Source organism: Rhizobium sp. SRDI969 (assembly GCF_025152725.1).
Classification (GTDB): Bacteria; Pseudomonadota; Alphaproteobacteria; order Rhizobiales; family Rhizobiaceae; genus Rhizobium; species Rhizobium leguminosarum_I.
Map to the genome: position 1 here is coordinate 4,704,524 of NZ_CP104035.1, position 22,631 is coordinate 4,727,154.

The following is a 22,631-nucleotide window of genomic DNA, read 5'->3' on the forward strand; positions in this document are numbered from 1 at the left end:
GCTCAGATCTCCGTTGCTGTGATCTTGGTGGTGCGCGGCAGGCAGAGGAAACGCCTGCCCGCTGTCAGCGCGATGTCGACGCCGCGCGGAAAGAGCGCGCGGTTCTCGGTCCAGAGCCGCAGGAAGGTCTCCGGCAGGCCGATCGGCGCGATCTCCGTCACGCTCTGGATGCCGGGACCCATCAGCGCCAGCCTGCGGCCACCCTCGAGATTGGCGAGTTCGATGATGAGGGTCGTCGAGCGGTCGGGATATTCCTGCGTGCCTGATGCAAAGAGGCCGAAGGAGGAAAGTGCGGTGCCGGCCTCGGTGAAGGCAAAGCGCGCCTCGGCTTTTTCGGTGGTCAACGGTGCGCCGGTATGGAAGCCGAGCCACTCCGGCACGGCGGATCTCGCCAGTCCCTGTGAAAGCCAGACTGACGTGTCGTGGTCGCAAAGCGTCAGCGCGATCGTGCCGGCGGCGATGCCGAGCGGTGCCGGCGGAGCGACATCGGGCTGAACGGTCTGGATCGTGCCGGGGCGGGCCATGCCGTCCATCAGCATCTTGAAGACGCTTTGGGCATGGAAGACCGGCTCGGCAAAGCCGCCGGTCAAAGCTTCTGTCTTCAGGCCCATCAGTTGTCTCCCCGCACCATGGTGAAGAAATCGACGCGGGTTGCCGCCGTCTCGTCCGCCTTGCGGCGTTCGGCATCGGCGATCCGCTCAGTGATCGGTAAAAGCAGGGCCCGTTCGACGAAGTCCTTCGTCGCCTCCTCCTGCCAGAGCGCGTCGAAGATCGCCGCAAGCCTGGCCTTCTCGCGGTCGGTGCCGAGCGCCTGGGCATGGCCGACCGAACCGGTGTCGAGCCGGACGGTCGCTCGCGTCACGGTCACTTCGCCCAGATTGAAGGGAGCGCCGCCGCCGCCGATGCGTCCGCGCACCATCACCAGCCCGGTTTCCGGTCCGCGCACCGGATGGGCCACAGGCTTTTCCGGCAGCGCATCGAAGACCGCCTGGAGTTCGCTGCGCTCCGCGCGCGCCAGCAGATCGGCGGCGCGTTTGCGCCCGGATGCCGTCTGTGACGCAGCGTCTTTCCTGTCCGCTGATATCATCGCCGCTTCCCTCCAAATGTCTATTGATATAGACAACCATACAAGCTATACTTAGCTCTAAATCGATGTCGTGACAAGCGTGTGACATCGAGAGTTAAATGGACGAGCAGGGGTGGAATGGCGGGATTGAAGCAGGTGCAAAGGCAAACCGGCGTGGCGCTCTGGCGCCAGATCGCCGATCGGATTCGTGAGGCGATCAGCACGGGAGCCTATGACGAAACGGGAATGGTGCCGCCGGAAACAATGCTGGCGCTGCAATTCGGCGTCAACCGGCATACGGTGCGTAGCGCGCTGGCGGCATTGGCGCAGGAGGGTATCGTCCGTGCGGTACAGGGTCGCGGCACGCTGATCGAGCGTAAGGAGCGACTGAACTTCCCGATCACCCGGCGCACCCGTTTTACCGCCGGCATCGGCGATCAAGCCCGAGAGATGCGCGGCCTTCTGCTCGATGAGGCAAAGGAAGAAGCGAGTGCCGAGATTGCCCGCTGGCTGGGCCTGAAGCCGGGAGAAGAGGTGATCCGCCTGGAAACATTGCGTCAGGCGGACAAGCGGCCGGTTTCAAGGGCGACGAGCTGGTTTCCCGCCAAGCGCTTTGCCGGTATCGGTGAGGCCTACCGGACGGGAGAATCGATTACCAAGGCTTTCGCCGAACTCGGCCTGCCGGATTATGTCCGGGCGACGACCGAAGTGACGGCCGCCCATGCGAGTGCGGCCGACATGGCCGACCTCGAACTCACCCCCGGCGCGATCCTGCTGATCGCCAAGGCGATGAATACCGATCTTGAGGGTGTGCCGGTGCAATATTCGATCAGCCGTTTCGCGGCCGACCGGGTACAGTTCACCATCGAGAACTGAGCGCCTTTCTCCGCCTAGAGCAATTCCAGCAAAAGTGTGCAGCGGTTTTGCGCCAGGTAATTGCGTGAAAACAAAGAGTTAGAGCAATTTCGTGATTCGAAGAAAAACGGAATTGCTCTAAGGGGGAAAGATCAGCTGCGATCAATGTGCGCCCGACATGTCACCGAGCACTTCCTTGGACGCGACGGTGGAATCCGCCTTCAGCTTGTAGACCATCGGCACGCCGGTCGCGAGGTTGAGGGCGAGCACGCCTTCGCGGGTGAGCTTGTCGAGCACCATGACAAGCGAGCGCAGCGAATTGCCGTGCGCGGCAACCAGCACCTTCTCGCCTCTGAGCACGCGCGGCAGAATTTCGGTGAGGTAGTAGGGCCAGACGCGGGCGCCGGTGTCGCGCAGGCTTTCACCGCCGGGCGGCGGCACGTCATAGGAGCGGCGCCAGATATGCACCTGTTCCTCGCCCCATTTGGCGCGCGCATCATCCTTGTTGAGGCCGGAGAGATCGCCGTAATCGCGCTCGTTCAGCGCCTGGTCGCTGATCGTCAGGAGATCGGGCTGGCCGACCTTGTCGAGGATGAGCTTCAGCGTGTGCTGCGCGCGCACCAGCACCGAGGTATAGGCGACATCGAATTTGATGCCGTATTCGGCGAGCGCCGCCCCGCCGGCATTGGCTTCCTGGACGCCGAGCTCGGTCAGATCGGGATCCTTCCAGCCGGTGAAGAGATTCTTCAGGTTCCAGTCACTCTGGCCGTGGCGAACGAGGACGAGGGTACCGCTCATGAATATGCCTCCGTAGTATCGTTAAGAGGAAGAAAGCCCGAGCACGTCGAGCATGGAATAGAGACCCGGCTTCTTGTCGCGCGCCCAAAGCGCCGCCTTGATGGCGCCGCGCGCGAAGATCGAGCGGTCGGCCGCACTGTGCGATAGGGTGACGATTTCACCTTCGCCGGCGAAAAGCACGGAATGCTCGCCGATGACCGAGCCGCCGCGCAGCGTCGCAAAGCCGATCGTGCCCGCTTCGCGGGCGCCAGTATGGCCGTCGCGCACCCGGACCGATTTCGCGGCAAGATCGATGCCGCGCCCCTTGGCCGCAGCCTCGCCGAGGAGAAGGGCGGTGCCGGACGGCGCATCTACCTTGTGCTTGTGGTGCATTTCCAGGATCTCGATATCCCAGTCATCAGGATCGAGCGCTCGCGCTGCCTGCTTTGCGAGCACGCTGAGCAGATTGACGCCGAGGCTCATATTGCCCGACTTGACGATGCGGGCATGGCGGGCGGCGGCGGCGATCCTCGCATTGTCGTCGTCCGAACAGCCGGTCGTGCCGATGACATGGACGATGCGGGCCTGCGCGGCGAGGCCCGAGAATTCCACTGTTGCGGCAGGCGAGGTGAAGTCGAGCACGCCTTCGGCATCGAGAAAGGCGTTGAGCGGATCGTCGCCGATGATGACACCAGTCGGGCCGAGACCGGCGATCTCGCCGGCATCCTTGCCGACGAAGGGCGAGCCGGCGCGCTCGACCGCGGCATGCAGCCTGACGCCTTCGATCGAGTGGATGAGCCGGATCAAAGTCTGCCCCATGCGTCCGGCTGCGCCAACCACCACCAGTTTCATCGCAGCATCGCTCATGTCAGTCTCACCAGGTCAGTTTGAATCGGAGGCCGAAGGCCTCTGCAGGTTGTTGAGGCGAGCGTAAAGACCGTCGCTGACCTTCGCAAGCGTCTCGTGATTGCCTTCCTCGACGACACGGCCCTGCTGCATGACGACGATCTTGTCGGCGCGTACCACGGTCGAAAGCCGGTGGGCGATGACGACGACGGTGCGTCCGCTCATCGCTTCGTCGAGCGCCTTCTGCACGGCGGCTTCGGATTCGGTGTCGAGGGCCGAGGTCGCCTCGTCGAGAAGCAGGATCGGCGCATTGCGCACCAGGGCGCGCGCGATCGATAGCCGCTGGCGCTGGCCGCCGGAAAGCGTCACGCCGTTTTCGCCGACCGGCGTCTCGTAACCTTGCGGCTGTGCTGAGATGAAATCATGCGCATAGGCAAGCCGCGCCGCCTCTTCCACCTCGGCATCGGTCGCTTCCGGCCGGCCATAGCGGATATTGTCGCGGATCGTGCCCTCGAACAGATAGGGCTGCTGCGAGACATAGGCGAGCTGCTGGCGCAGCGACTTCTTGGTGATGTGGGCGATATCCTGCCCGTCGATCAGAATTTCGCCCTCGCGCGGATCGTAGAAGCGCGGAATGAGGCTGATGACGGTGGATTTGCCGGCGCCGGAGGGCCCGACAAGCGCTGTGGTCGCACCGCCCTCGGCGGTGAAACTGACGCCGCTGAGCACGCTCTCATTGCCGTAAGCGAAGGACACATTGCGGAATTCGATTCTTGCCTGCGTCACCGTCAGCGGCCGGGCATCCGGCAGGTCGCGCTGGCGCGGTTCCATGTCGAGCAATTCATAGATCATCCGCGCATTGACGACGGCGCGCTCCATCTGCACCTGCAGGCGGGCAAGCCGGCGGGCCGGGTCATAGGCAAGCAGCAGCGCCGTGACGAAGGAGAAGAAGGCGCCGGGTGGCACATTGAAGTAGATCGAGCGGTAGGCGGCATAGGCAAGCACGCTGGCGACGGCAAAGCCCGCGAAACTTTCCGTCAGAGGAGAGGTGCGCTCGGAAAGACGGGCAATCCGGTTCGCCCGGCTTTCGGCGCCTTTGATGAGCTTGTTGACCTTGCGCTCCAGCTCTTCTTCCATCGTGAAGGCTTTCACGATGGCGATGCCCTGGATCGTCTCCTGCATGGCGCCGAGAACGTGGCTGTTCAGATGCACGGCCTCGCGGGTCGCCGAGCGCAGCCGCTTGGAAACATAACGCAGTGCATAAAGCAGCGGCGGCGCCATGATGAACACCGCAAGGCTGAGCAGCGGATCCTGGAGGATCATCACGGCGAGCAGCGAAACGAAGGTCAGCAGGTCGCGCACTGTCGAGGTGATCGTCAGGTTGAGCACGTCGCGAATGCCGCTGACGTTTTGGCTCACCTGCGCAGCGATATGGGCAGAGCGCGCCTCGCTGAAGAAGCCGACTGAAAGCGTCATCAGATGCGCATAGAGCCGGCGCTGGTAGCGGGCGACGATATCGTTGCCGACCTTGGAAAGCGCCACCGCCTGACCGTAGCTCGCAAAGCCGCGCAGCACGAAGGCGATGAAGATCGAAAGACAGATGATCCAGACGACGTCGGCGCGGCGATTGGCGAAGGCCTCGTCGATGATCGCCCGCATGATCCAGGCGGTGAACGCCGTCGAAAGCGCCACCACGAGGAGGCAGGCGATCGCAAAGACATAGCCCCACAGATGATCGCGGCCGTTTTCAGCGATGATGCGCTTCAGGATGCCGGTTACGGTATCGCTGCTGACGCCCTGCGTTCTGCTTTCCGCCGCTTCCAAATAGGATTTCCTGTCTCGGACCAAGCGCGCCGCAAAGGCGACGCGCACTTTTGCCGGCGTCTATAAAGAGTTGGGACTGGTTTGGCTAGAGCGCCGCGCGTCCGCCAGGACGCGCCAAAGACGCTCTATTTGCTTTGCGTCGGGGCTTAACGCCGCCAGCGGCGGCCTTCCGTCGAGACGCCGAAATTCGCCGGCATGCGCGCATAGGAGGAAAGCCCGGCAAGCGCTGCCAGCGGATGTGTCACCACATAGGTCGGGATGGTGCGAAGCAGCGCCGTATGCGGCGCCTTGTCCTCGAAGGCCATCCGGAATTCCGGCTTCTTCAGCGCCGGGATGATCTTCTGCGAGATGCCGCCGGAGAGATAGACGCCGCCGCGCGCCATGAACACCATCGCCATGTCGCCCGCCACGCGGCCGAGATAGGTGGCAAACAGCGAGACGGTCTCTATGGCTGCCTTGTCGCTGCCGGCAAGCGCGTGCGAGGTGATGTCGGCGGGATCCTTCATCGTCGGCTGGATGCCGTCGACAATGCAGATGGCATGATAGAGATTGACGAGGCCGCGCCCGCAGAGGATCTGCTCGGCCGAAACCCGGCCTTCGATCGTCTCGATATGCGGGAAGATTTCATAGTCGCGCTTGCTGCGCGGCCCGAGATCGACATGGCCGCCTTCGCCGGGAACCGGGATCCAGCTGTGCTGGGCATGCACGAGCCCGCCGACGCCGAGGCCGGTGCCCGGTCCGAGCACGACGCGGGAGGCGATCATGTCGCCGGTGGCGTCGCCGATGCGTTCGCGGTTTTCATCCGAAAGCGCGGCGATTGCCAGCGCCTGCGCCTCGAAATCGTTGACGACGAGCACATCCTCCATGCCGAGGCCCTCGATCATCGTCTTTGGCCGCACCACCCAGTCGCAATTGGTCAGCGGGATCTCGTCGTCGTTGATCGGGCCGGCGACGGCGAGGATCGCCGAGCGCGGCCGCACTGCGGTCTTGTCGAGAACGCCGTGCTGGATCGCTTCGTCGATCGTGGCAAAATCCACCGTGCGCACGTTCGGAAACTGTTTCGGCTCGGCATAGGCATCGGTGAGGATTGAGAAGCGGGCATTGGTGCCGCCGATATCGCCGATCAGGATCGGGAAAGGCAGCGGAGCGGTGCTGTTGGTCGGTTTTGGCATGGCCGGTTCCGTGCTGATCAGGCTTTAAGTGTCGGAAGAAGTTTTATAGCGGTCGCGTGGTTGAGCGCCATCGGAATATCGTAAACGATCGCGAGCCGCATCAGCGCCTTCACGTCGACATCGTGCGGCATCGGCGTCAAAGGGTCGACGAAGAAGATCAGGGCATCGACCTCGCCGGTCGAAATCAGCGCGCCGATTTGCTGGTCGCCGCCGAGCGGTCCGCTTTTCAACCTGGTGACGTGGAGATCGGGGGCGGCGTCGAGCACGCGCCCGCCAGTGGTGCCGGTGGCGACGATCTTCCAACGGGAGAGAATGTCCCTGTTGGCGCGGGCGAAATCCGCCATGTCGTCTTTCTTCTGGTCATGCGCAATCAATGCAAGGCATTTGCCGCCGGCCATCAACCCCTCCGCCCGAACAATTCAATCGATTTGACCGCTTTATACCAAGAGGTTGCGATTTGAAAGACAGCGCATCCCGGGTCTCCGTCCGCGGGTTTGGTCTTAGGGCGCGGTCCCAGAACCTCGATCATTGTATCGCCGGCTTGTCGTTCGGAACCGGGCCGACATCGGGTAAAGCTCCATCGGCGTCGGCGGCGGGCACTGCGGCCGGGGCGGCGGCCAGCACGCTTGCGGCGGAAGGTCCGCCATAGGTGGCGGCCTGCATAGAGGCCACGGAAGTAGCATCGAGCACGGCGGCGCAAGCTTTCGGCAGGTCGGAAACCATCATCTCGCGCGGCGGCTTCGGCGGCTTGGCGCCGGGCTTCGGCGGTTTCGGCGGTGCCCAGGGCGCCGGCGTGAACCACCAGGCGAGCGACTTGTCGCAGCCGTCGCCGGCAGCGACGGGGGCCTGCGGTGTGCATCCCGCAGCACCGGGCGGGCACTTGATGCGGATGTGGAAATGCGAGTCGTGGCCGTATTCCGGCCGGAGCTTGCCGAGATTGGTGCGGTCGCCCGTCCAGGTGTCGCACATCTTCTTTTTGATCGCCGGATTGACGAAGATGCGCTCCACTTGGGGATAGCTCGCGGCCAGCATCAACAGCCGCGCGTGCGATTCCGTCCAGACCTTGGGATCGATCGTCAGAAATTTGTTCTTCTGCAGCATCGAGGTGAAGGGAAGATCTTCGCGCTCCTCGGCCGTCATGCGCCGCGCGGGCATCGGCGTGAACCAGATGTCGGCGTCGAGGCCGATCTGGTGGGAGGCATGACCGCTGGGCATCGGTCCGCCGCGCGGCTGGGCGATGTCGCCGACGAGAATGCCCGGCCAGCCGGCATATTTGGCGGCGTCCTGTGAAAATCGTTCCAATAGCGCGATCGTGGCCGGATTGCCCCAGCGGCGATTGCGCGAAAGCCGCATCGCCTCCCAGGTCGGGCCGTCGGTCGGCAGCGCCACCGCACCCGTCATGCAGCCCTTCGCGTAAAATCCGATCGGTTGCGCCGGTCCCTGCGTCGGCAGACTGACGGCGCCGAACTGCCCCTTGGCACTGCCCGGGCTCGGCGTCTTCTGCTCCGCGCCGACGTCACCGGCGGCAAGGCTTGCGCCGATTGCGCCGGCAAGCGTCAGTTTGCCGAATGTCCTGAAAGCCTGAGCGAAGCCGAAAGCCATACTGTTCCCTTGAACTGCTGCCGAAGTGATTTGCGATCGAACCTATCGTGAAAAGCGATTTTGGTGAATCGATGTTTTGGCTGGCGGTGGGAGAAGAAGGCGGTGACGGATCGCCGCAGCGGCTCAGCTATTGGTGACGACCTCCGCGGTTTTCCGGATGCGCGCCAGCCGCGGCAGAATGTACCGGCAGGAAAAATCATGCATCTCAGGCGAAAAACTGGTCATCGCATCCTCGGCGGCGATGACGGCATAGTTATGCGCGAAGGCATCGCGTATGGTCGATTCGACGCCGAAATTGGTGGCGACGCCGGCAAGGATCACCGTCCTGATACCGCGGCGGCGTAGCTGCAGATCCATCTCGGTGCCGTAAAAGGCGCTCCAGTGATGCTTGACGATATGGACATCGGCGGTAAGGGCCGCAATCTCCGGCGGCACGGCAAGGGCAGCAGTTGGCAGGCCACCTTCCGGAAGCTGCAGCGCCTCATCGGCCGGTTGGTTGACAGCATCGGCATAGTCCGGGGAGAATCCGACGGTGACGAGGGTGATCGTTCCGCCGGCCGCCTTCAGGCTGGTGGCGATGGCGGCGGTGTTTTCGACCACCTGCTGGCCGGAATGGGGCGCCAGCGCCCGGCCAAGGACGAGGCCTTGCAGATCGATGGAAATGAGCGCGGTGGTTTTGGGATCGTAAAGCGGCATGAAAGAGCTCCATTAAATATGAGGATATCCTCACAATGAGTAATATGAGGGATGCCTCACAAAAATCAAGCCCCGAGCTGCAGACCCGTGTCCCGAAACGCCAGCGCGGCCATGAGCGCGTTGCCGTCCTGCTCGAGGCCGCGGCAAAGGTCTTCCTCGAAAAGGGCTACGATGCCGCGACGATGACCGAGATCGCCGCCGCCGCCAACTCTTCGATCGGCTCGCTCTATCAATTCTTTCCGACGAAGCTGCTTCTTGCCGAGGCGCTGCATATCGACCGACTGCAGCATTTCAACGCGGCACTGGCCGCGCTCGAGGACGAATCCGCGGGAAGGACTGCCGCCGAGATCGGCGATGCGGTCTTCACGAGGCTCGGACGCTTCATCGAGGAGTTCCCGGAATTTCCTGTTCTAGCGGCCAGACGCGACATTCCCAAGGAACGCAAGGCACGCTCGCGCGCCGAAATGCGGGCAAGCATCGTCGCCTTGCTGAGGAAGGCCAACCCTTCGGTGGAGCCCGATGTCGATCTGCTTGCGGCCCTCATATTGGAGCTTCTGCGCATCGTCGTTGCCGCCGCCTATGATCCCGACAGCGCCGGCGACCCGCGCCTTGTAACAGAGTTGCGCCGCATGTTGCGAAGGCGGCTCGAAGAGGCGACGCCTTGACACGGACCCGATGGGTCAAAATTTGGCGCGCCCGGCAAAAACCAAACTCTCTCCTGTTTTTCGCCCGTATTTTTCGTATTGTCGAACCCACCAATAATCAGGGGAAAGCGTGAATGGCGGCTCTGTGGTCCAAGATCGGTTTGTTTCTATCGCTTGCGGGCGCTCTGGCGCCAATGCCGGCAACGGGTCAGGACCAGCCGTTTCAGATCGGAAGCTCGGTCATCAGCGAGATGAAATACAAGCCGGGCTTTGCGCATTTCGACTACGTCAATCCCGATGCACCGAAAGGCGGAGACCTGCGCCTCTCCGCAAGCGGCGCCTTCGACACCTTCAACCCGCTGCTTGCCAAAGGTCAGACGGCCGTGGGCTTGACGCTCGTTTACGACACGCTGATGAAGCCCGCCGACGACGAGCTCCTCGTCTCCTATGGTCTGCTTGCCGAAGGACTGTCTTTTCCCGCCGACGTATCGAGCGCGACCTTCCGCCTGCGCAAGGAAGCGAAATGGGCGGATGGTCAGCCGGTAACGCCCGAGGACGTCATCTTCAGTCTCGATAAGACGAAGGAATTAAACCCCCTCACGGGTAACTATTACCGCCACGTGGTCAAAGCCGAAAAGACCGGCGATCGCGACGTCACCTTCACCTTCGATGAGAAGAACAACCGGGAGCTCCCGAATATTCTTGGCCAGTTGGTGGTCGTGCCGAAACATTGGTGGGAGGGGCAGGGACCGGACGGCAAGCCGCGCGATATCTCAAAGACGACCCTCGAGCCCGTGATGGGTTCGGGACCTTACAAGATTGCTTCCTTCTCGCCCGGCGCGACAATCCGATATGAATTACGTGACGACTACTGGGGCAAGGACCTCAATGTGAATATCGGCCAGAACAATTTCCGCAACGTCCACTACACCTATTTCGGTGATCGGGATGTCGAGTTCGAGGCCTTTCGCGCCGGCAACAGCGACTACTGGCAGGAAACCACGGCTGCCCGCTGGGCGACGGGATATGATTTTCCCGCAGTGAAGGAAGGACGTGTCAAGAAAGAGGAGGTTGCAAACCCGCTGCGCGCCACCGGCATCATGCAGGCTCTCGTGCCCAACATGCGACGTGACCTCTTCAAGGACACCAGGGTCCGCGAGGCGCTGAACTATGGTCTGGATTTTGAGGAGCTGAACCGCACTGTGGCCTTTAATAGTTACAAGCGCATCGACAGCTATTTCTGGAACACCGAACTCGCCTCCTCCGGCCTTCCGCAGGGCAGAGAGCTGGAAATTCTGCAGGGCATGAAGGATAAGGTTCCGCCCGAAGTCTTCACGACGCCCTACAGCAATCCTGTCGGCGGCGATCCGCAGAAGAGCCGCGACAATCTCCGCAAGGCGATTGCGCTTTTCAAAGAAGCCGGCTGGGAGCTCAAGGGCAATCGCATGGTCAATACCAAGACCGGCCAGCCGATGAGTTTCGAGATCCTGTTGTCGAGCCCCATGCTGGAGCGCTGGGCGGTGCCTTATGCCAACAATCTCAGGAAAATCGGCATCGATGCGCGGGTCCGGACAGTCGATGCCTCGCAGTCTGTCAATCGCGAGCGCAGCTTTGACTTCGATATGATCTGGAATGTCTGGGCGGAGACCATGAATCCGGGCAACGAACAAGCCGACTATTGGGGATCCGGTTCGGTCAACCAACAGGGTTCCCGCAATTATGCCGGCATTGCCAACCAAGCCGTTGATGAGCTCATTCGCATGATTATCTTCGCGCCGAACCGCGACGAGCAGATCGCAGCAATCAAGGCCATGGATCGGGTCCTGCTTGCAAATCACTACGTCATCCCGCTGTTCTACCGCGATACTTATAACATCGCCTATTGGAACACGATCACGCATCCGGCCGAGTTTCCGGCCTACAGCCTTGGCTTCCCCGATGCCTGGTGGTCGACCTCGGCAAAATGAGCGGGCTTGCAATGCAGGGGCCCTCGGCTCCAAATGGCACGAGCGAATCACGACAAGCCGGCAGGGCCGGCAAGGGAAGGCTGGCGGATTGAGCGGCATGAGACTGGACGGCAGGCAGACAGGAAAAACATTCCCGGAGGCTGAAGGCTGATGGGCGCCTATGTCATTCGCCGCCTGCTTCTAATGATCCCGACCATCGTCGGCATCATGGCGATTTCCTTCATCGTCATCCAGTTCGCGCCCGGCGGTCCCGTCGAGCAGGTGATCGCCCAATTGACCGGTCAGGCTGACAGTGCCGACCAGCGCCTATCCGGCGGTGGCGATCTTCTCGGCGGCACCGGCAGCGATGAAGGCTCGAAATATCGCGGTGCCCAAGGGCTCGACCCGGAACTGATCGCCAAGCTCGAAAAACAGTTCGGCTTCGACAAGCCGCCGCTGACCCGTTTTGGCGAGATGATGTGGAATTACAGCCGCTTCGATTTCGGCGAGAGCTTCTTCCGCAACACCTCCGTGCTCGAACTCATCAAGGAGAAGTTGCCGGTGTCGATCTCGCTCGGCATCTGGATCCTGATCTTCTCCTATGCCATCTCCATCCCGCTCGGCATCCGCAAGGCAATCAAGGATGGATCGACCTTCGACGTCTGGACCTCGGGCGTCATCGTCGTCGGCTATGCCGTACCGAGCTTCCTGTTCGGCATTCTCCTGGTCGTGCTTTTCGCCGGCGGCTCGTTCTACGACTGGTTTCCGTTGCGCGGCCTGGTCTCCGACAATTTCGATCAGCTGGCCTGGTGGCAGAAGCCGCTCGACTATTTCTGGCACCTGACCTTGCCGCTGATCTCGCTTTCCCTGTCCGCTTTCGCGACGACGACGCTTTTGACCAAGAATTCCTTCATCGAGGAAATCAAGAAGCAATATGTCGTCACCGCCCGCGCCAAGGGCCTGAACCAGCGGCAGGTGCTCTATGGCCATGTTTTCCGCAATGCCATGCTGATCATCATTGCCGGTTTCCCCGGCGCCTTCATCTCCGCCTTCTTCACCGGATCGCTGCTGATCGAAAATATCTTCTCGCTCGATGGCCTCGGCCGTCTCGGCTACCTCTCTGTGGTCAACCGGGATTATCCGATCGTCTTCGCCACACTTTACATCTTCTCGCTGCTCGGTCTGTTCGTCAGCTTGATTTCCGACCTGATCTACACCTGGATCGATCCGCGCATCGATTTCGAGCGGAGGGATGTCTGATGGACGCCGCCGCAAACCCCGCTGTCACGACACCCGTCAAGCCGCCGCGCAAAGGCTTGCTCTCACCAACCAACATCCGCCGCTGGCAGAATTTCCGGGCGAACGGCCGCGGTTACTGGTCGCTGTGGCTGTTCATGCTGTTGTTTATCCTCAGCCTGTTTGCCGAATTCATCGCCAACGACCGGCCGATCATCGCCTCCTACAAAGGCGAGGTCCTGTTCCCAGTCCTCGTTGATTATCCCGAGGAAAAGTTCGGTGGCTTCCTGGCCGAAACCGACTATCGTTCCTCGGTGATAACAGACGAAATCAATGCCAACGGCTGGATGATCTGGCCGCCGATCCGCTATTCTTATCGCTCGGTCAATTCCAACATTCCGCATTCGGCGCCGACCGCTCCCTTCTGGTTGATGACGAAGGAGGAGCGTTGCGCCGGCTATCCGCAAGGGGTGAACGATCCGGATTGCACTCCCGGCAATCTCAACTGGCTCGGCACCGACGACCAGGCGCGCGACGTGTTGGCGCGCGTCATCTACGGTTTCCGCATATCGGTGCTTTTCGGCCTGGTGCTGACCATCTGCTCGGCTGTTATCGGCGTGACGGCGGGTGCGGTGCAGGGTTATTTCGGCGGCTGGACCGATCTGCTGCTGCAGCGCTTCATCGAGATCTGGTCGTCGATGCCGGTACTCTACATTCTGCTGATCATCGCCGCACTGCTGCCGCCCGGCTTCTTCGTGTTGCTCGGCATCATGCTGCTCTTCTCCTGGGTCGGCTTCGTCGGCATCGTGCGGGCCGAATTCCTGCGCGCCCGCAATTTCGAATATGTCCGCGCCGCCCGTGCGCTCGGCGTCAACAATCGCACCATCATGTGGCGCCACCTGCTGCCGAACGCGATGGTCGCGACGCTGACCTTCCTGCCTTTCATCCTCTCCGGTTCGATCACGACGCTGACCTCGCTCGATTTCCTCGGCTTCGGCATGCCGCCGGGCTCCCCCTCGCTCGGTGAGATGATCGCGCAGGGCAAGACCAATCTGCAGGCGCCATGGCTCGGCCTGACGGCCTTCTTCGCCATGTCGATCATGCTTTCCTTGCTGATCTTCATCGGCGAAGCCGTGCGCGATGCCTTCGATCCGAGGAAGACGTTTCAATGAGTGACATGACAGAACCGCTGCTTTCCGTCCGTGATCTCTCGGTTGCCTTTCATCAAGGCGGAGAAACCTCGCTCGCCGTCGATCATATCTCCTTCGATATCGCCAAAGGCGAGGTCGTGGCGCTCGTCGGCGAATCCGGCTCCGGCAAATCGGTCTCGGCCAACTCGATCCTTCGGCTTTTGCCCTATCCGTCGGCAAGCCATCCCTCCGGCGAAATCCTGTTCAAGGGTAAGGATCTCTTGAAGGCGTCGGAGCGGGAACTGCGCGACGTGCGCGGCAACGACATCACCATGATCTTCCAGGAGCCGATGACCTCGCTCAATCCGCTTCATACGATCGAGAAGCAGATCGCCGAGATCCTTGCCCTGCACCAGGGCATGACCGGCCAGTCGGCGCGCCAGCGCGTACTGGAATTGTTGAACCAGGTCGGCATCCGTGAGCCGGAGAAGCGGTTGAAGGCCTATCCGCACGAACTCTCCGGTGGCCAGCGCCAGCGCGTCATGATCGCCATGGCGCTCGCCAACCGGCCGGAATTGCTGATTGCCGACGAGCCGACCACCGCCCTCGACGTCACGGTGCAGGCGCAGATCCTCGAATTGCTCCGGCAGTTGAAGGCCGTCCACGGCATGTCGCTGCTGTTCATCACCCATGATCTCGGCATCGTGCGCAAATTCGCCGATCGCGTCTGCGTCATGACCAAGGGCAGGATTGTCGAAACCGGAGCCGTCGAGGACGTCTTTTCCAATCCGAAGCACGACTATACCCGGCACCTTCTGGCCTCCGAGCCGCGTGGCGAGCCGCCATTGGCCGATCCGTCGAAACCGATGGTGATGGAAGGTTCGGATATCCGTGTCTGGTTCCCGATCAAGGCCGGGCTGATGCGCCGTGTCGTCGATCACGTGAAGGCGGTCGACGGCATCGATCTTTCGCTACGCGCCGGCCAGACGCTCGGCGTCGTCGGCGAGTCCGGCTCCGGCAAGACCACGCTCGGCCTGGCGCTCACCCGGCTGATTTCCTCAGAAGGGCGGATCGCCTTTGTCGGCAACGATATAGCCGGCTATTCGTTCAGCGAAATGCGGCCGCTGCGCAATCAGCTGCAGGTCGTCTTCCAGGATCCGTATGGATCGCTCAGCCCCCGCATGTCGGTCGGCGATATCGTCGCCGAGGGGCTGAAGGTGCATGAGCGCTCCCTGACCGCTGAAGAACGCGACCAGCGCGTCTGCTGGGCGCTTGAGGAGGTGGGTCTTGATCCGCTGACCCGCTGGCGTTATCCGCACGAATTCTCCGGCGGCCAGCGCCAGCGCATTGCCATTGCCCGCGCCATGGTGCTGAAACCGCGCTTCGTCATGCTCGACGAGCCGACCTCCGCCCTCGATATGAGCGTCCAGGCCCAGGTGGTCGATTTGCTGCGCGATCTGCAGAAGAAACACGACCTCGCCTATCTCTTCATCAGCCACGACCTGAAAGTGGTGAAGGCGCTCGCCAACGACGTCATCGTCATGCGGTTCGGCAAGGTGGTGGAACAGGGTCCGTCAGCCGACATCTTCCGCGCGCCGAAGGACGATTACACCAAGGCCCTCATGGCCGCCGCTTTCAACATCGAGGCGGTGCCGACGCCCGCCGTGCAGCAATAAAGAAGCTCATGTCCGCCCGTCCTCCCGTTCTCGTCGATATCAAGTTTAATGCCGAAGGCGTCGCGCGCGTGCTGAAGACGGCCTTTGCCGACCGCGGCAGCATCAATCTCGCCGATCCGGCCAATCAGGCACGCGATCTCAGCGCGGTCGAATACGCGCTTCTGTGGAAGCCGGATGCCGATCTTTTCGCGCGGGCGCCGAACCTGAAAGTGATCTTTTCGGGCGGCGCCGGCGTTGACCATATCATCGGCATGGCCGGCCTGCCCGAGATCCCGATTGTTCGCTTCGTCGACCGCAGCTTGACGACACGCATGAGCGAATGGGTGGTCATGCAGTGCTTGATGCATCTGCGCGGGCAATACGCCCATGACAGCCACCAGCGCCAGCGCCAATGGGCAAAATTGATCGCGCCGGAGGCGGCGGAAGTGACGGTCGGTGTCATGGGTCTCGGCATTCTCGGGCAGGACGCGGTCGCCAAGCTGAGGGTGATGGGTTTCAATGTCATCGGCTGGTCGCGCACCCGCAAGCAGATCGACGGTATCGAAACCTTCGACGCCAGCGCACTGGACAGCTTTCTCGCAAGGACCGACATCCTCGTCGGCCTGCTGCCGCTGACGCCTGAAACATCGGGATTTTATAACGCCGCTCTGTTTGCGAAGCTGCGTCGTAACGGCGCGCTCGGGCAGCCGGTTTTCATCAATGCCGGCCGCGGTAAGAGCCAGGTCGAGGCCGATATCGCCTCCGCCATCCGAAATGGTACCCTCGGCGGCGCTTCCCTCGATGTCTTCGAGGCGGAACCGCTTGCATCAGACAGCCCATTGTGGGACTTGCAGAACGTCTTCCTTACGCCGCACGATGCGGCGGTCTCCGAAGAAAACGCGCTGTTCCGGCATGTCGAGACGCAGATCGCCCGTTTCGAGCGCGGCGAGCCGCTGCAATTCGTGGTCGACCGCGCCGCCGGCTATTGAGCTTTCGGAACCTTCCAGACAGCCGCCCGTTTCCTTTGCGGAAATTCTTCGCAGCCGGATCGGCCGGTCAAGACAGCGGAAGGAGATGATGATGGCGCATCAGAGGGAAACACGCTGGGAAAAATCCGATCGCAAGCTTCACAAGGAACAGCTGATCCCGCCGGTGAAGGCAAGGCAGGGACGCACCGGTTATCGCATTCTGACAGTGCTGATCGTTGCGCTGGTGCTTGCCTTCGTGGTCTGGATACCGGTCGAGATTTGGGGCAGGCGCGAGGCGAAAGAGGTGGCACCGCACCAGCCAGGCCAGCAGCTTCAGTCGCAGCAGCCTGCTCCGGCCCCCGCGCCGGCACTGCAGAACGGTACTGCCGTTCCAACCGAAACGCCGAACAACACGCCGGCCGCTCCGAATGTCGCGCCCGCAACTCCGGCCCAATAATCTTCAGCAAAACCACCTTCACGCCCCGCCGCCACACTGCGGCGGGGCGTTTATTGTTTTGTCTGGACTTTAGCCGCCGATTTTTCGATAAGAAGGCACACGAGCCGGTTTCGTGCGCCGGCTGGGAACTTGGCAGTACCCGGGAATTTGGCAGCACCTGACCGGAGTGGACAGGGCGGGAGTTTCATGGCCAGGACCGATATCGCAAGACGCGTCTACAATCACGCCTGGAAACTCGATCCGATCATCCGCAGCCTGATCGATACCGATTTCTACAAGCTTTTGATGCTGCAGATGATCTGGAAGCTCTATCCGGGCGTGAACGCTTCCTTCACCCTGATTAACCGCACCAAGCGGGTGCGTCTGGCCGAAGAACTCGATGAAGGCGAATTGCGCGAGCAGCTCGATCATGCCCGCACGCTGAGGCTCTCCAAGAAGGAGATGATCTGGCTTGCGGGTAACAGCTTCTATGGTCGCGCGCAGATCTTTGAACCGGAATTCCTCGCTTGGCTTTCCAATTTCCAGCTGCCCGAATACGAGCTGTCGAAGAAGGACGGGCAATATGTGCTGGATTTCCACGGATCGTGGAAGGAAACCACCATGTGGGAAATCCCGGCGCTCGCCATCGTCAACGAGCTTAGGTCGCGCTCGGCGATGAAGGCGCTCGGTCCCTTCACTCTCGATGTGCTCTATGCCCGCGCCAAGGCGAAGATGTGGTCGAAGGTCGAACGGCTGAAGGAACTGCCGGGCCTGCGCATCTCCGATTTCGGCACCCGCCGCCGTCACAGTTTCCTCTGGCAGCGCTGGTGCGTCGAGGCGCTGAAGGAAGGCATCGGCCCGGCCTTTGCCGGTACCAGCAACGTATTGCTGGCGATGGATTCCGATCTTGAGGCCGTCGGCACCAATGCTCACGAGCTACCGATGGTCGCCGCCGCCCTGGCCGAAACCGACGAGCAGTTGCGCAACGCGCCCTACAAGATCCTGCGCGACTGGAACAAACTCTATGGCGGCAACCTTCTGATCGTCCTGCCGGATGCCTTCGGCACCGCCGCCTTCCTGCGCGACGCGCCGGAATGGGTCGCCGACTGGACCGGTTTCCGCCCGGACAGTGCCCCGCCGATCGAAGGCGGCGAGAAGATTATCGACTGGTGGAAAAAGATGGGCCGCGATCCGCGCCAGAAGCTGCTGATCTTCTCCGACGGTCTCGACGTCGACGCTATCATCGATACCTACCGGCATTTCGAAGGCCGCGTGCGCATGAGCTTCGGCTGGGGCACGAACCTGACGAATGATTTTTCCGGCTGCGCGCCGATCGAGATCTCCGGCCTCAACCCGATCTCCATCGTCTGCAAGGTCAGCGACGCCAACGGCCGTCCGGCGGTGAAACTCTCCGACAACCCGCAGAAGGCGACCGGCGAACCGGCCGAGGTCGAACGCTACCTGAAATTCTTCGGCGCCGAGGACAGGGTCGATCAGACCGTTCTGGTGTAGGTCTGGGCCAATGTGCCGCCATCCCGGGGCATATTGATGTGCCCCGCCATCGCATCCTCGATCGACCAACCGAAGCGCCAGGCGTCGAACATCGAGTACCATTCCTGGAAGTCGGTGATCGGCAGGATATCCGGCTTCGACATCGGATTGTCGGCTAGGCTGCGGCCACGGGCACGGTCCCGTGCGCCACGCTCCTGCATCTCAAGCAGCTTCTCGAACATCATCACTCTCCGGTCTTTATCCGATAGCTTTATGCAATCATGCTAATAAAGCATTGTCGAGTCCGGATGCGATATCTCGAGTTTTTCACAGGATTAGCCCCAATTCGCTAGCGCGGTGGGATGATGGGGACCCAAACTGGCGCGGGATCATACGATCTCAAGCAAACAAGCGGGGCATGTGGCGTTCGAAAACGATATGCATTTCGGCATGGCGCTCCACGAGCGTCCCGTGACGGGGAGGCTCGGCTTCCTGGCTGGGGTTCGCCGCCGAGCCTCCCGGCTGGCCGACCTTTAAGCCGGCAGCGCCGACACGTTGCCGCTTTCCGACCGCGGCGATCCAACCCAGATGATATCGAAGGCTAACAGCCGGTCAATATCCACCGGCCGCGTCCCGATTCCACGCAACCCCGCAATGCGTGCTGTCGCTATCCGCGCGGGTTTTCAGGCTGCCAATCTGCGAAACCGGGTTCTGATCCGGTCGAGATAATAATGGCCGGGAGACGGCGCCACCGTCATCGCGTGGGCTTCCGAGGAGGGAACGCCTTGGAACAGACGTTCCTCGCCATTCTTGAAACAAATCCTGAGCCGTCCGTCTTCCTGGCTGAAATAGACGGATTTGATGATCTTCGACTTTACCGAAAGTTCTTCCATCTGTTTTACCTCTGTTTTTGAGTTTGGCTGAACCTAAACCCAAACGTGCAAAGACGCGGTGAAGCCGCATGGTAAAAATTCAGGAATCTTTCGACGTTTTAAACCTCGTAGCGTCATCGGAGCGACGGGTTCGAGAGCCTCGAACGTACGTTTGCGAGCGGCGCATTTCGTCGCTCCGTCTCGCACGCGTCCGCCGCAGCAAAGGCCTGTTTCCGCTATTTGGTCGGGAACTCGAAATAAGTTCAAGCCCGATCAGATTTCGCCAATCCGGCAGAGAAGGCCGTCAGCAACGCCTTTCCCTGGCCCCAGTCCTCAAGACCGCTTTGCCCGTTGATATGGCCGAAAGGACCAATCGCGACAAGGCCGCTGCCCCACAGATCCGCGCGCGCATGGGCATGGTCGAGCGTGCCGAAGGGATCATCGGCGCTTGCGATAATCAGAGTGGGGAAGCGTATTTTTTGCGACGGCGGATCGGCGAATCCGGCCGCCTCCTCAGGGAATGACGCGGACTGCGGATCCGGGACTGCCACAAGAAACGCTCCGGCAACGGCAAGCGAAGAAACCTGCTGCCAATGAGCAACCAGCAGACAGGCAAGGCTATGCGCGACCAGCAGGGGAGGGGTCGCCGATGCGCCAACGGCGCGCTCCAGAGCTGAAATCCAGTCCGCCAAGTCGGGCTTTTCCCAATTAGCCGGTTGGAAACGCCGCATGTCCGGGTTCGACCTTTCCCAACGTGTTTGCCAATGAGTCTCACCCGAACCGCCAATTCCCGGCAATATGATGATGTCCTTCATGTCTTTTCCTTTGATCATCCGCGCAGGTGAAAATGATGCATTTTCTTTTGCTTCGGAATGAATGATCATCGGAAAACCACGCCGTTCTCCGATGATTTTAAGGTGATCCCATGGCTTTTCAGGAAAACAATCGGGTATTGCTCGATCCGACCGATATCGCCATCATCGAAGCGATGCAGGAAAATGGACGCATTGCGATCTCCGAACTCGGTCGGCGGGTCGGGCTCTCTCAGCCGGCAGCATCGGAACGCGTCAAGCGGCTGGAAGACCGCGGCATCATTGTCGGTTACACCGCCCGGATAGACCCGACCGCTTTCGGAATTGGAATGACGGCTGTGCTTCGCTTGCGCACGACGCATGAGCATATCAAACCCTGTCTGAAACAGTTCGCGCAGATGCCGCAAGTCATGGAAGTATTGCGCCTCACCGGAGAGGACTGTTTTCTCTTGAAGGTGCTGGTCCCGTCGCCGGGAGAGCTGGAAACGATCGTTGACACGATCGCGCGATTTGGGGCTGTGACGACATCTCTGGTGTTGCGCAGCGAGAACCCGAAGCAGATCGGACGCGCCCTGCTGCAGCGCCCTTGAGAATAACAAAGCTTCCGCGTCCCGCGCGAAATGCGGTTTGAATCAATATTGAAAATGAGGGTATGGCGGACAGGGTGGGATTCGAACCCACGGTACGCTTTCACGTACACACGCGTTCCAGGCGTGCGCCTTAAACCACTCGGCCACCTGTCCATTGGGCGTTCGCGCCTAGGATAGGAGCAAATCGTCGGAACGGCGCGATATATACCGATGAATTTTTGTCGATCAACCGAAATCTAACAGTTTTTTGACTTCTTCAGATAAAACTCGCCTCGGCCCCTCCATTGTGCTTCACCTCATCGATGACTATGTAATTCTCAAGGTGGAGAATGGCGCGGCCGGCCGGAATTGTCCGGCATATCGAGCGTCGGAGGAATTGATGCGTTTCCTGTTGCGTCTGGCGAGTCTTGTCGCGCTTGCGGCGGCCGTGATTGCCGGGACCATCGATTCGATCCAATCGGTTGCGGCGTCTTCCGTGGTAATGACGCCGATCTCCGATGCCTGGCAGGATGTCAGCCCGACAACCCTGACGTCGCTGCAATCCTCCCTTTCCTATTATATCCACCCGCGTTTCTACACCTTCATCTTCCAGTGGCTGATGCTCCAGCCGGCCTTTGCCGTTTTCCTGGTGATCGCGCTGCTTCTGTGGATGATCGGCTACAAGAAGCCGCCGGTGGCGGGTCGCTTCACCGCATAGCAAGGTGGTTCCGCCAACACGATCCGGCGAGAAATCCGGGTGGGCATCGTCCGCTCTTCTACTCGGTATTTGCCGCTCGAATTGGCTAGAAAATCCGCATTTTGAGGCAAGGAATGTCCAAAAATCAGCCCCGAAGAGCTGATTTTCGGCAATCCCTGCAAATCTTTACCAGCTGAAAAATTTCTGGTGAATTTTTCCGTGAGCCATGCAAGGATGCGCGCAGCCAGGCCTCCGGGGGGAGGTCGGTGGTTCCGCAGACATGCCCGAAAAGGGCTTGCGGGAGGACCCCTAACGAATAGCAACAACAGGGCTGCACAATGAAAAAATCCCTTCTCACTCTCTTTGCCGTGGCTGCCATGTCGACGACGGCGCTTGCCGCCGATGTCAAGCCGGCGTTGGTTTACGGCACCGGCGGGAAGTTCGATAAGTCCTTCAACGAGGCGGCCTATAACGGTGCCGAGAAGTTCAAGGCCGAGACCGGCATTGCCTATCGCGACTTCGAGCCGACGGGCGACACCCAGGGCGAACAGGCCATCCGCAACTTCGCAAGCCGTGGTTTCAATCCGGTGGTTGCAGTTTCCTTCGCCTGGACCTCGGCCATCGAGAAGGTTGCAGCCGAATTCCCGGATACCAAGTTCATCATCGTTGACTCCGTCGTCGACAAGCCGAACGTCCGCTCGGTTGTCTACAAGGAAGAAGAAGGCTCCTACCTCGTCGGCGTTCTCGCCGGCATGGCGTCGAAGTCAGGCAAGGTCGGTTTCGTCGGCGGCATGGACATTCCGCTGATCCGCAAGTTCGAATGCGGCTACGAGCAGGGCGCACGCTCCGTCAAGGCCGATATCGAAGTCTTCCAGAACATGACTGGCACGACGGGCGCGGCCTGGAACGACCCGGTCCGCGGCGGCGAGCTCACCAAGAACCAGATCGACCAGGGCGCTGACGTCGTCTATGCGGCAGCCGGTGCCACCGGTCTCGGCGTTCTGCAGACGGCCGCCGACAACAAGAAGCTGTCGATCGGCGTCGACTCCAACCAGAATTATCTGCATCCGGGCTCGGTCCTGACCTCGATGGTTAAGCGCGTCGACCTCGCCGTCTACAACGCCTATAACGACACCAAGAACGACAAGTTCACCGGCGGCGTCCAGGCGCTCGGCGTCAAGGAAGAGGGTGTTGGCGCCGCGATCGATGAGCACAACAAGTCGCTGATCACGCCGGAAATGCAGGCTGCCGTCGACAAAGCCAGGGCCGACATCATCGCGGGAACCGTCAAGGTTCACGATTACACCTCGGACAATGCTTGCCCGAAGTGATCCGCG

General features: G+C 61.1%; 24 protein-coding genes and 1 tRNA gene. 12 read left to right on the top strand and 13 right to left on the bottom strand.

Translation table 11 applies throughout. The features are described from left to right. Positions 1–2 precede the first annotated feature (2 nt). Together phnH and phnG are read right to left on the bottom strand one after the other, a co-directional pair. Positions 3–611 (bottom strand): phosphonate C-P lyase system protein PhnH, encoded by a 609-nt coding sequence (gene phnH / locus N2A41_RS23135; RefSeq protein WP_260109793.1) that lies wholly within the window; start codon positions 609–611, stop codon positions 3–5. Then, positions 611–1,087, bottom strand: coding sequence for a phosphonate C-P lyase system protein PhnG (phnG, locus tag N2A41_RS23140; RefSeq protein ID WP_260109794.1), 477 nt, complete (start codon positions 1,085–1,087; stop codon positions 611–613). Before phnG ends, phnH begins: the two co-directional genes overlap by 1 nt. Before the next feature lie 117 nt (positions 1,088–1,204). Here phnG and phnF point away from each other — a divergent pair, with 117 nt between their 5' ends. After that, entirely contained in the window at positions 1,205–1,942 is a 738-nt protein-coding gene (phnF, locus tag N2A41_RS23145) for a phosphonate metabolism transcriptional regulator PhnF (protein ID WP_017966506.1), read from the top strand. 141 nt (positions 1,943–2,083) lie between these two features. On the opposite strand, the gene N2A41_RS23150 is transcribed toward phnF, so the two are convergent. From N2A41_RS23150 to N2A41_RS23180, 7 genes are all read right to left on the bottom strand, one after another. Further along, complete coding sequence (locus tag N2A41_RS23150; protein WP_260109795.1) at positions 2,084–2,719, bottom strand: 2,3-bisphosphoglycerate-dependent phosphoglycerate mutase; 636 nt, start codon at positions 2,717–2,719, stop codon at positions 2,084–2,086. Positions 2,720–2,740: 21 nt separating this feature from the next. Continuing rightward, on the bottom strand, positions 2,741–3,565 hold the full coding sequence (gene dapB / locus N2A41_RS23155; RefSeq protein ID WP_260109796.1) for a 4-hydroxy-tetrahydrodipicolinate reductase: 825 nt from the start codon (positions 3,563–3,565) through the stop codon (positions 2,741–2,743). A 15-nt stretch (positions 3,566–3,580) separates the two neighbouring features. Further along, a complete protein-coding gene (locus tag N2A41_RS23160; RefSeq protein WP_260109797.1) occupies positions 3,581–5,368 on the bottom strand; it encodes an ABC transporter ATP-binding protein in 1,788 nt (595 codons plus the stop codon). A gap of 146 nt (positions 5,369–5,514) precedes the next feature. Then, complete coding sequence (locus N2A41_RS23165; RefSeq protein ID WP_170257494.1) at positions 5,515–6,540, bottom strand: glucokinase; 1,026 nt, start codon at positions 6,538–6,540, stop codon at positions 5,515–5,517. Positions 6,541–6,557: 17 nt separating this feature from the next. Beyond that, the gene (locus tag N2A41_RS23170) at positions 6,558–6,938 is read right to left on the bottom strand and encodes a methylglyoxal synthase (RefSeq protein ID WP_162115553.1); all 381 of its coding nucleotides are present in this window, start codon (positions 6,936–6,938) and stop codon (positions 6,558–6,560) included. 127 nt (positions 6,939–7,065) lie between these two features. Beyond that, complete coding sequence (mepA, locus tag N2A41_RS23175) at positions 7,066–8,142, bottom strand: penicillin-insensitive murein endopeptidase (RefSeq protein WP_170277213.1); 1,077 nt, start codon at positions 8,140–8,142, stop codon at positions 7,066–7,068. A 123-nt stretch (positions 8,143–8,265) separates the two neighbouring features. After that, complete coding sequence (locus tag N2A41_RS23180; protein WP_170277214.1) at positions 8,266–8,838, bottom strand: isochorismatase family protein; 573 nt, start codon at positions 8,836–8,838, stop codon at positions 8,266–8,268. Between the two features lie 35 nt (positions 8,839–8,873). On the opposite strand from N2A41_RS23180, the gene N2A41_RS23185 reads away from it, so the two are divergent. The 8 genes from N2A41_RS23185 (at position 8,874) to pncB (ending at position 18,365) form a co-directional block, all read left to right on the top strand. Continuing rightward, the gene (locus tag N2A41_RS23185) at positions 8,874–9,503 is read left to right on the top strand and encodes a TetR/AcrR family transcriptional regulator (protein WP_170262472.1); all 630 of its coding nucleotides are present in this window, start codon (positions 8,874–8,876) and stop codon (positions 9,501–9,503) included. Positions 9,504–9,616: 113 nt separating this feature from the next. Continuing rightward, on the top strand, positions 9,617–11,449 hold the full coding sequence (locus tag N2A41_RS23190; protein ID WP_170277215.1) for an extracellular solute-binding protein: 1,833 nt from the start codon (positions 9,617–9,619) through the stop codon (positions 11,447–11,449). Between the two features lie 150 nt (positions 11,450–11,599). Continuing rightward, on the top strand, positions 11,600–12,688 hold the full coding sequence (locus N2A41_RS23195; protein ID WP_260109798.1) for a microcin C ABC transporter permease YejB: 1,089 nt from the start codon (positions 11,600–11,602) through the stop codon (positions 12,686–12,688). Continuing rightward, positions 12,688–13,836 (top strand): ABC transporter permease, encoded by a 1,149-nt coding sequence (locus N2A41_RS23200; RefSeq protein WP_260109799.1) that lies wholly within the window; start codon positions 12,688–12,690, stop codon positions 13,834–13,836. Before N2A41_RS23195 ends, N2A41_RS23200 begins: the two co-directional genes overlap by 1 nt. Further along, positions 13,833–15,470: an ABC transporter ATP-binding protein gene (locus N2A41_RS23205; protein WP_260109800.1), complete on the top strand. Its 1,638-nt coding sequence runs from the start codon at positions 13,833–13,835 to the stop codon at positions 15,468–15,470. Before N2A41_RS23200 ends, N2A41_RS23205 begins: the two co-directional genes overlap by 4 nt. Before the next feature lie 8 nt (positions 15,471–15,478). Continuing rightward, positions 15,479–16,438 carry a 2-hydroxyacid dehydrogenase gene (locus N2A41_RS23210; protein ID WP_260109801.1) on the top strand — a complete coding sequence of 320 codons (960 nt, stop codon included), beginning with the start codon at positions 15,479–15,481 and terminating at the stop codon, positions 16,436–16,438. Between the two features lie 88 nt (positions 16,439–16,526). Beyond that, positions 16,527–16,874, top strand: coding sequence for a hypothetical protein (locus N2A41_RS23215; protein ID WP_260109802.1), 348 nt, complete (start codon positions 16,527–16,529; stop codon positions 16,872–16,874). Positions 16,875–17,060: 186 nt separating this feature from the next. Next, positions 17,061–18,365, top strand: a complete 1,305-nt coding sequence (gene pncB / locus N2A41_RS23220) for a nicotinate phosphoribosyltransferase (RefSeq protein WP_260109803.1) — start codon at positions 17,061–17,063, stop codon at positions 18,363–18,365. Here the strand turns inward: pncB and N2A41_RS23225 are convergent. The 3 genes from N2A41_RS23225 to N2A41_RS23235 all read right to left on the bottom strand — a co-directional run bounded on the left by N2A41_RS23225 (position 18,347) and on the right by N2A41_RS23235 (position 20,100). Further along, complete coding sequence (locus N2A41_RS23225) at positions 18,347–18,586, bottom strand: CrpP-related protein (protein WP_017966522.1); 240 nt, start codon at positions 18,584–18,586, stop codon at positions 18,347–18,349. The two genes, pncB and N2A41_RS23225, sit on opposite strands and share 19 nt — an antisense overlap. 441 nt (positions 18,587–19,027) lie before the next feature. Next, the gene (locus tag N2A41_RS23230; protein ID WP_170280170.1) at positions 19,028–19,237 is read right to left on the bottom strand and encodes a KTSC domain-containing protein; all 210 of its coding nucleotides are present in this window, start codon (positions 19,235–19,237) and stop codon (positions 19,028–19,030) included. Positions 19,238–19,479: 242 nt separating this feature from the next. Beyond that, on the bottom strand, positions 19,480–20,100 hold the full coding sequence (locus N2A41_RS23235; RefSeq protein ID WP_260109804.1) for an RBBP9/YdeN family alpha/beta hydrolase: 621 nt from the start codon (positions 20,098–20,100) through the stop codon (positions 19,480–19,482). Positions 20,101–20,141: 41 nt separating this feature from the next. On the opposite strand from N2A41_RS23235, the gene N2A41_RS23240 reads away from it, so the two are divergent. Continuing rightward, positions 20,142–20,618, top strand: a complete 477-nt coding sequence (locus N2A41_RS23240; protein WP_260109805.1) for an Lrp/AsnC family transcriptional regulator — start codon at positions 20,142–20,144, stop codon at positions 20,616–20,618. Positions 20,619–20,681: 63 nt separating this feature from the next. Here N2A41_RS23240 and N2A41_RS23245 read toward each other — a convergent pair. After that, positions 20,682–20,771 (bottom strand) — tRNA-Ser (locus N2A41_RS23245). A gap of 226 nt (positions 20,772–20,997) precedes the next feature. Here N2A41_RS23245 and N2A41_RS23250 point away from each other — a divergent pair. Both N2A41_RS23250 and N2A41_RS23255 read left to right on the top strand, forming a co-directional pair. Then, positions 20,998–21,315, top strand: a complete 318-nt coding sequence (locus N2A41_RS23250) for a hypothetical protein (protein ID WP_018070333.1) — start codon at positions 20,998–21,000, stop codon at positions 21,313–21,315. 317 nt (positions 21,316–21,632) lie between these two features. Then, on the top strand, positions 21,633–22,625 hold the full coding sequence (locus N2A41_RS23255) for a BMP family lipoprotein (protein WP_064247499.1): 993 nt from the start codon (positions 21,633–21,635) through the stop codon (positions 22,623–22,625). Positions 22,626–22,631: the final 6 nt, after the last annotated feature.

Excerpts from the sequence above, each read along its gene's own strand:
- N2A41_RS23200 (WP_260109799.1), top strand. The coding sequence starts at position 12,688 with ATGGACGCCGCCGCAAACCCCGCTGTCACGACACCCGTCAAGCCGCCG.
- N2A41_RS23235 (WP_260109804.1), bottom strand. The coding sequence starts at position 20,100 with ATGATCATTCATTCCGAAGCAAAAGAAAATGCATCATTTTCACCTGCG.
- N2A41_RS23230 (WP_170280170.1), bottom strand. The coding sequence starts at position 19,237 with ATGGAAGAACTTTCGGTAAAGTCGAAGATCATCAAATCCGTCTATTTC.
- N2A41_RS23250 (WP_018070333.1), top strand. The coding sequence starts at position 20,998 with ATGCGTTTCCTGTTGCGTCTGGCGAGTCTTGTCGCGCTTGCGGCGGCC.
- phnG (WP_260109794.1), bottom strand. The coding sequence starts at position 1,087 with ATGATATCAGCGGACAGGAAAGACGCTGCGTCACAGACGGCATCCGGG.
- N2A41_RS23215 (WP_260109802.1), top strand. The coding sequence starts at position 16,527 with ATGATGGCGCATCAGAGGGAAACACGCTGGGAAAAATCCGATCGCAAG.
- N2A41_RS23255 (WP_064247499.1), top strand. The coding sequence starts at position 21,633 with ATGAAAAAATCCCTTCTCACTCTCTTTGCCGTGGCTGCCATGTCGACG.
- N2A41_RS23185 (WP_170262472.1), top strand. The coding sequence starts at position 8,874 with ATGAGTAATATGAGGGATGCCTCACAAAAATCAAGCCCCGAGCTGCAG.
- mepA (WP_170277213.1), bottom strand. The coding sequence starts at position 8,142 with ATGGCTTTCGGCTTCGCTCAGGCTTTCAGGACATTCGGCAAACTGACG.
- N2A41_RS23195 (WP_260109798.1), top strand. The coding sequence starts at position 11,600 with ATGGGCGCCTATGTCATTCGCCGCCTGCTTCTAATGATCCCGACCATC.
- N2A41_RS23190 (WP_170277215.1), top strand. The coding sequence starts at position 9,617 with ATGGCGGCTCTGTGGTCCAAGATCGGTTTGTTTCTATCGCTTGCGGGC.
- N2A41_RS23170 (WP_162115553.1), bottom strand. The coding sequence starts at position 6,938 with ATGGCCGGCGGCAAATGCCTTGCATTGATTGCGCATGACCAGAAGAAA.
- N2A41_RS23210 (WP_260109801.1), top strand. The coding sequence starts at position 15,479 with ATGTCCGCCCGTCCTCCCGTTCTCGTCGATATCAAGTTTAATGCCGAA.
- phnH (WP_260109793.1), bottom strand. The coding sequence starts at position 611 with ATGGGCCTGAAGACAGAAGCTTTGACCGGCGGCTTTGCCGAGCCGGTC.
- pncB (WP_260109803.1), top strand. The coding sequence starts at position 17,061 with ATGGCCAGGACCGATATCGCAAGACGCGTCTACAATCACGCCTGGAAA.
- N2A41_RS23150 (WP_260109795.1), bottom strand. The coding sequence starts at position 2,719 with ATGAGCGGTACCCTCGTCCTCGTTCGCCACGGCCAGAGTGACTGGAAC.
- dapB (WP_260109796.1), bottom strand. The coding sequence starts at position 3,565 with ATGAGCGATGCTGCGATGAAACTGGTGGTGGTTGGCGCAGCCGGACGC.
- phnF (WP_017966506.1), top strand. The coding sequence starts at position 1,205 with ATGGCGGGATTGAAGCAGGTGCAAAGGCAAACCGGCGTGGCGCTCTGG.
- N2A41_RS23165 (WP_170257494.1), bottom strand. The coding sequence starts at position 6,540 with ATGCCAAAACCGACCAACAGCACCGCTCCGCTGCCTTTCCCGATCCTG.
- N2A41_RS23225 (WP_017966522.1), bottom strand. The coding sequence starts at position 18,586 with ATGTTCGAGAAGCTGCTTGAGATGCAGGAGCGTGGCGCACGGGACCGT.
- N2A41_RS23240 (WP_260109805.1), top strand. The coding sequence starts at position 20,142 with ATGGCTTTTCAGGAAAACAATCGGGTATTGCTCGATCCGACCGATATC.
- N2A41_RS23180 (WP_170277214.1), bottom strand. The coding sequence starts at position 8,838 with ATGCCGCTTTACGATCCCAAAACCACCGCGCTCATTTCCATCGATCTG.
- N2A41_RS23205 (WP_260109800.1), top strand. The coding sequence starts at position 13,833 with ATGAGTGACATGACAGAACCGCTGCTTTCCGTCCGTGATCTCTCGGTT.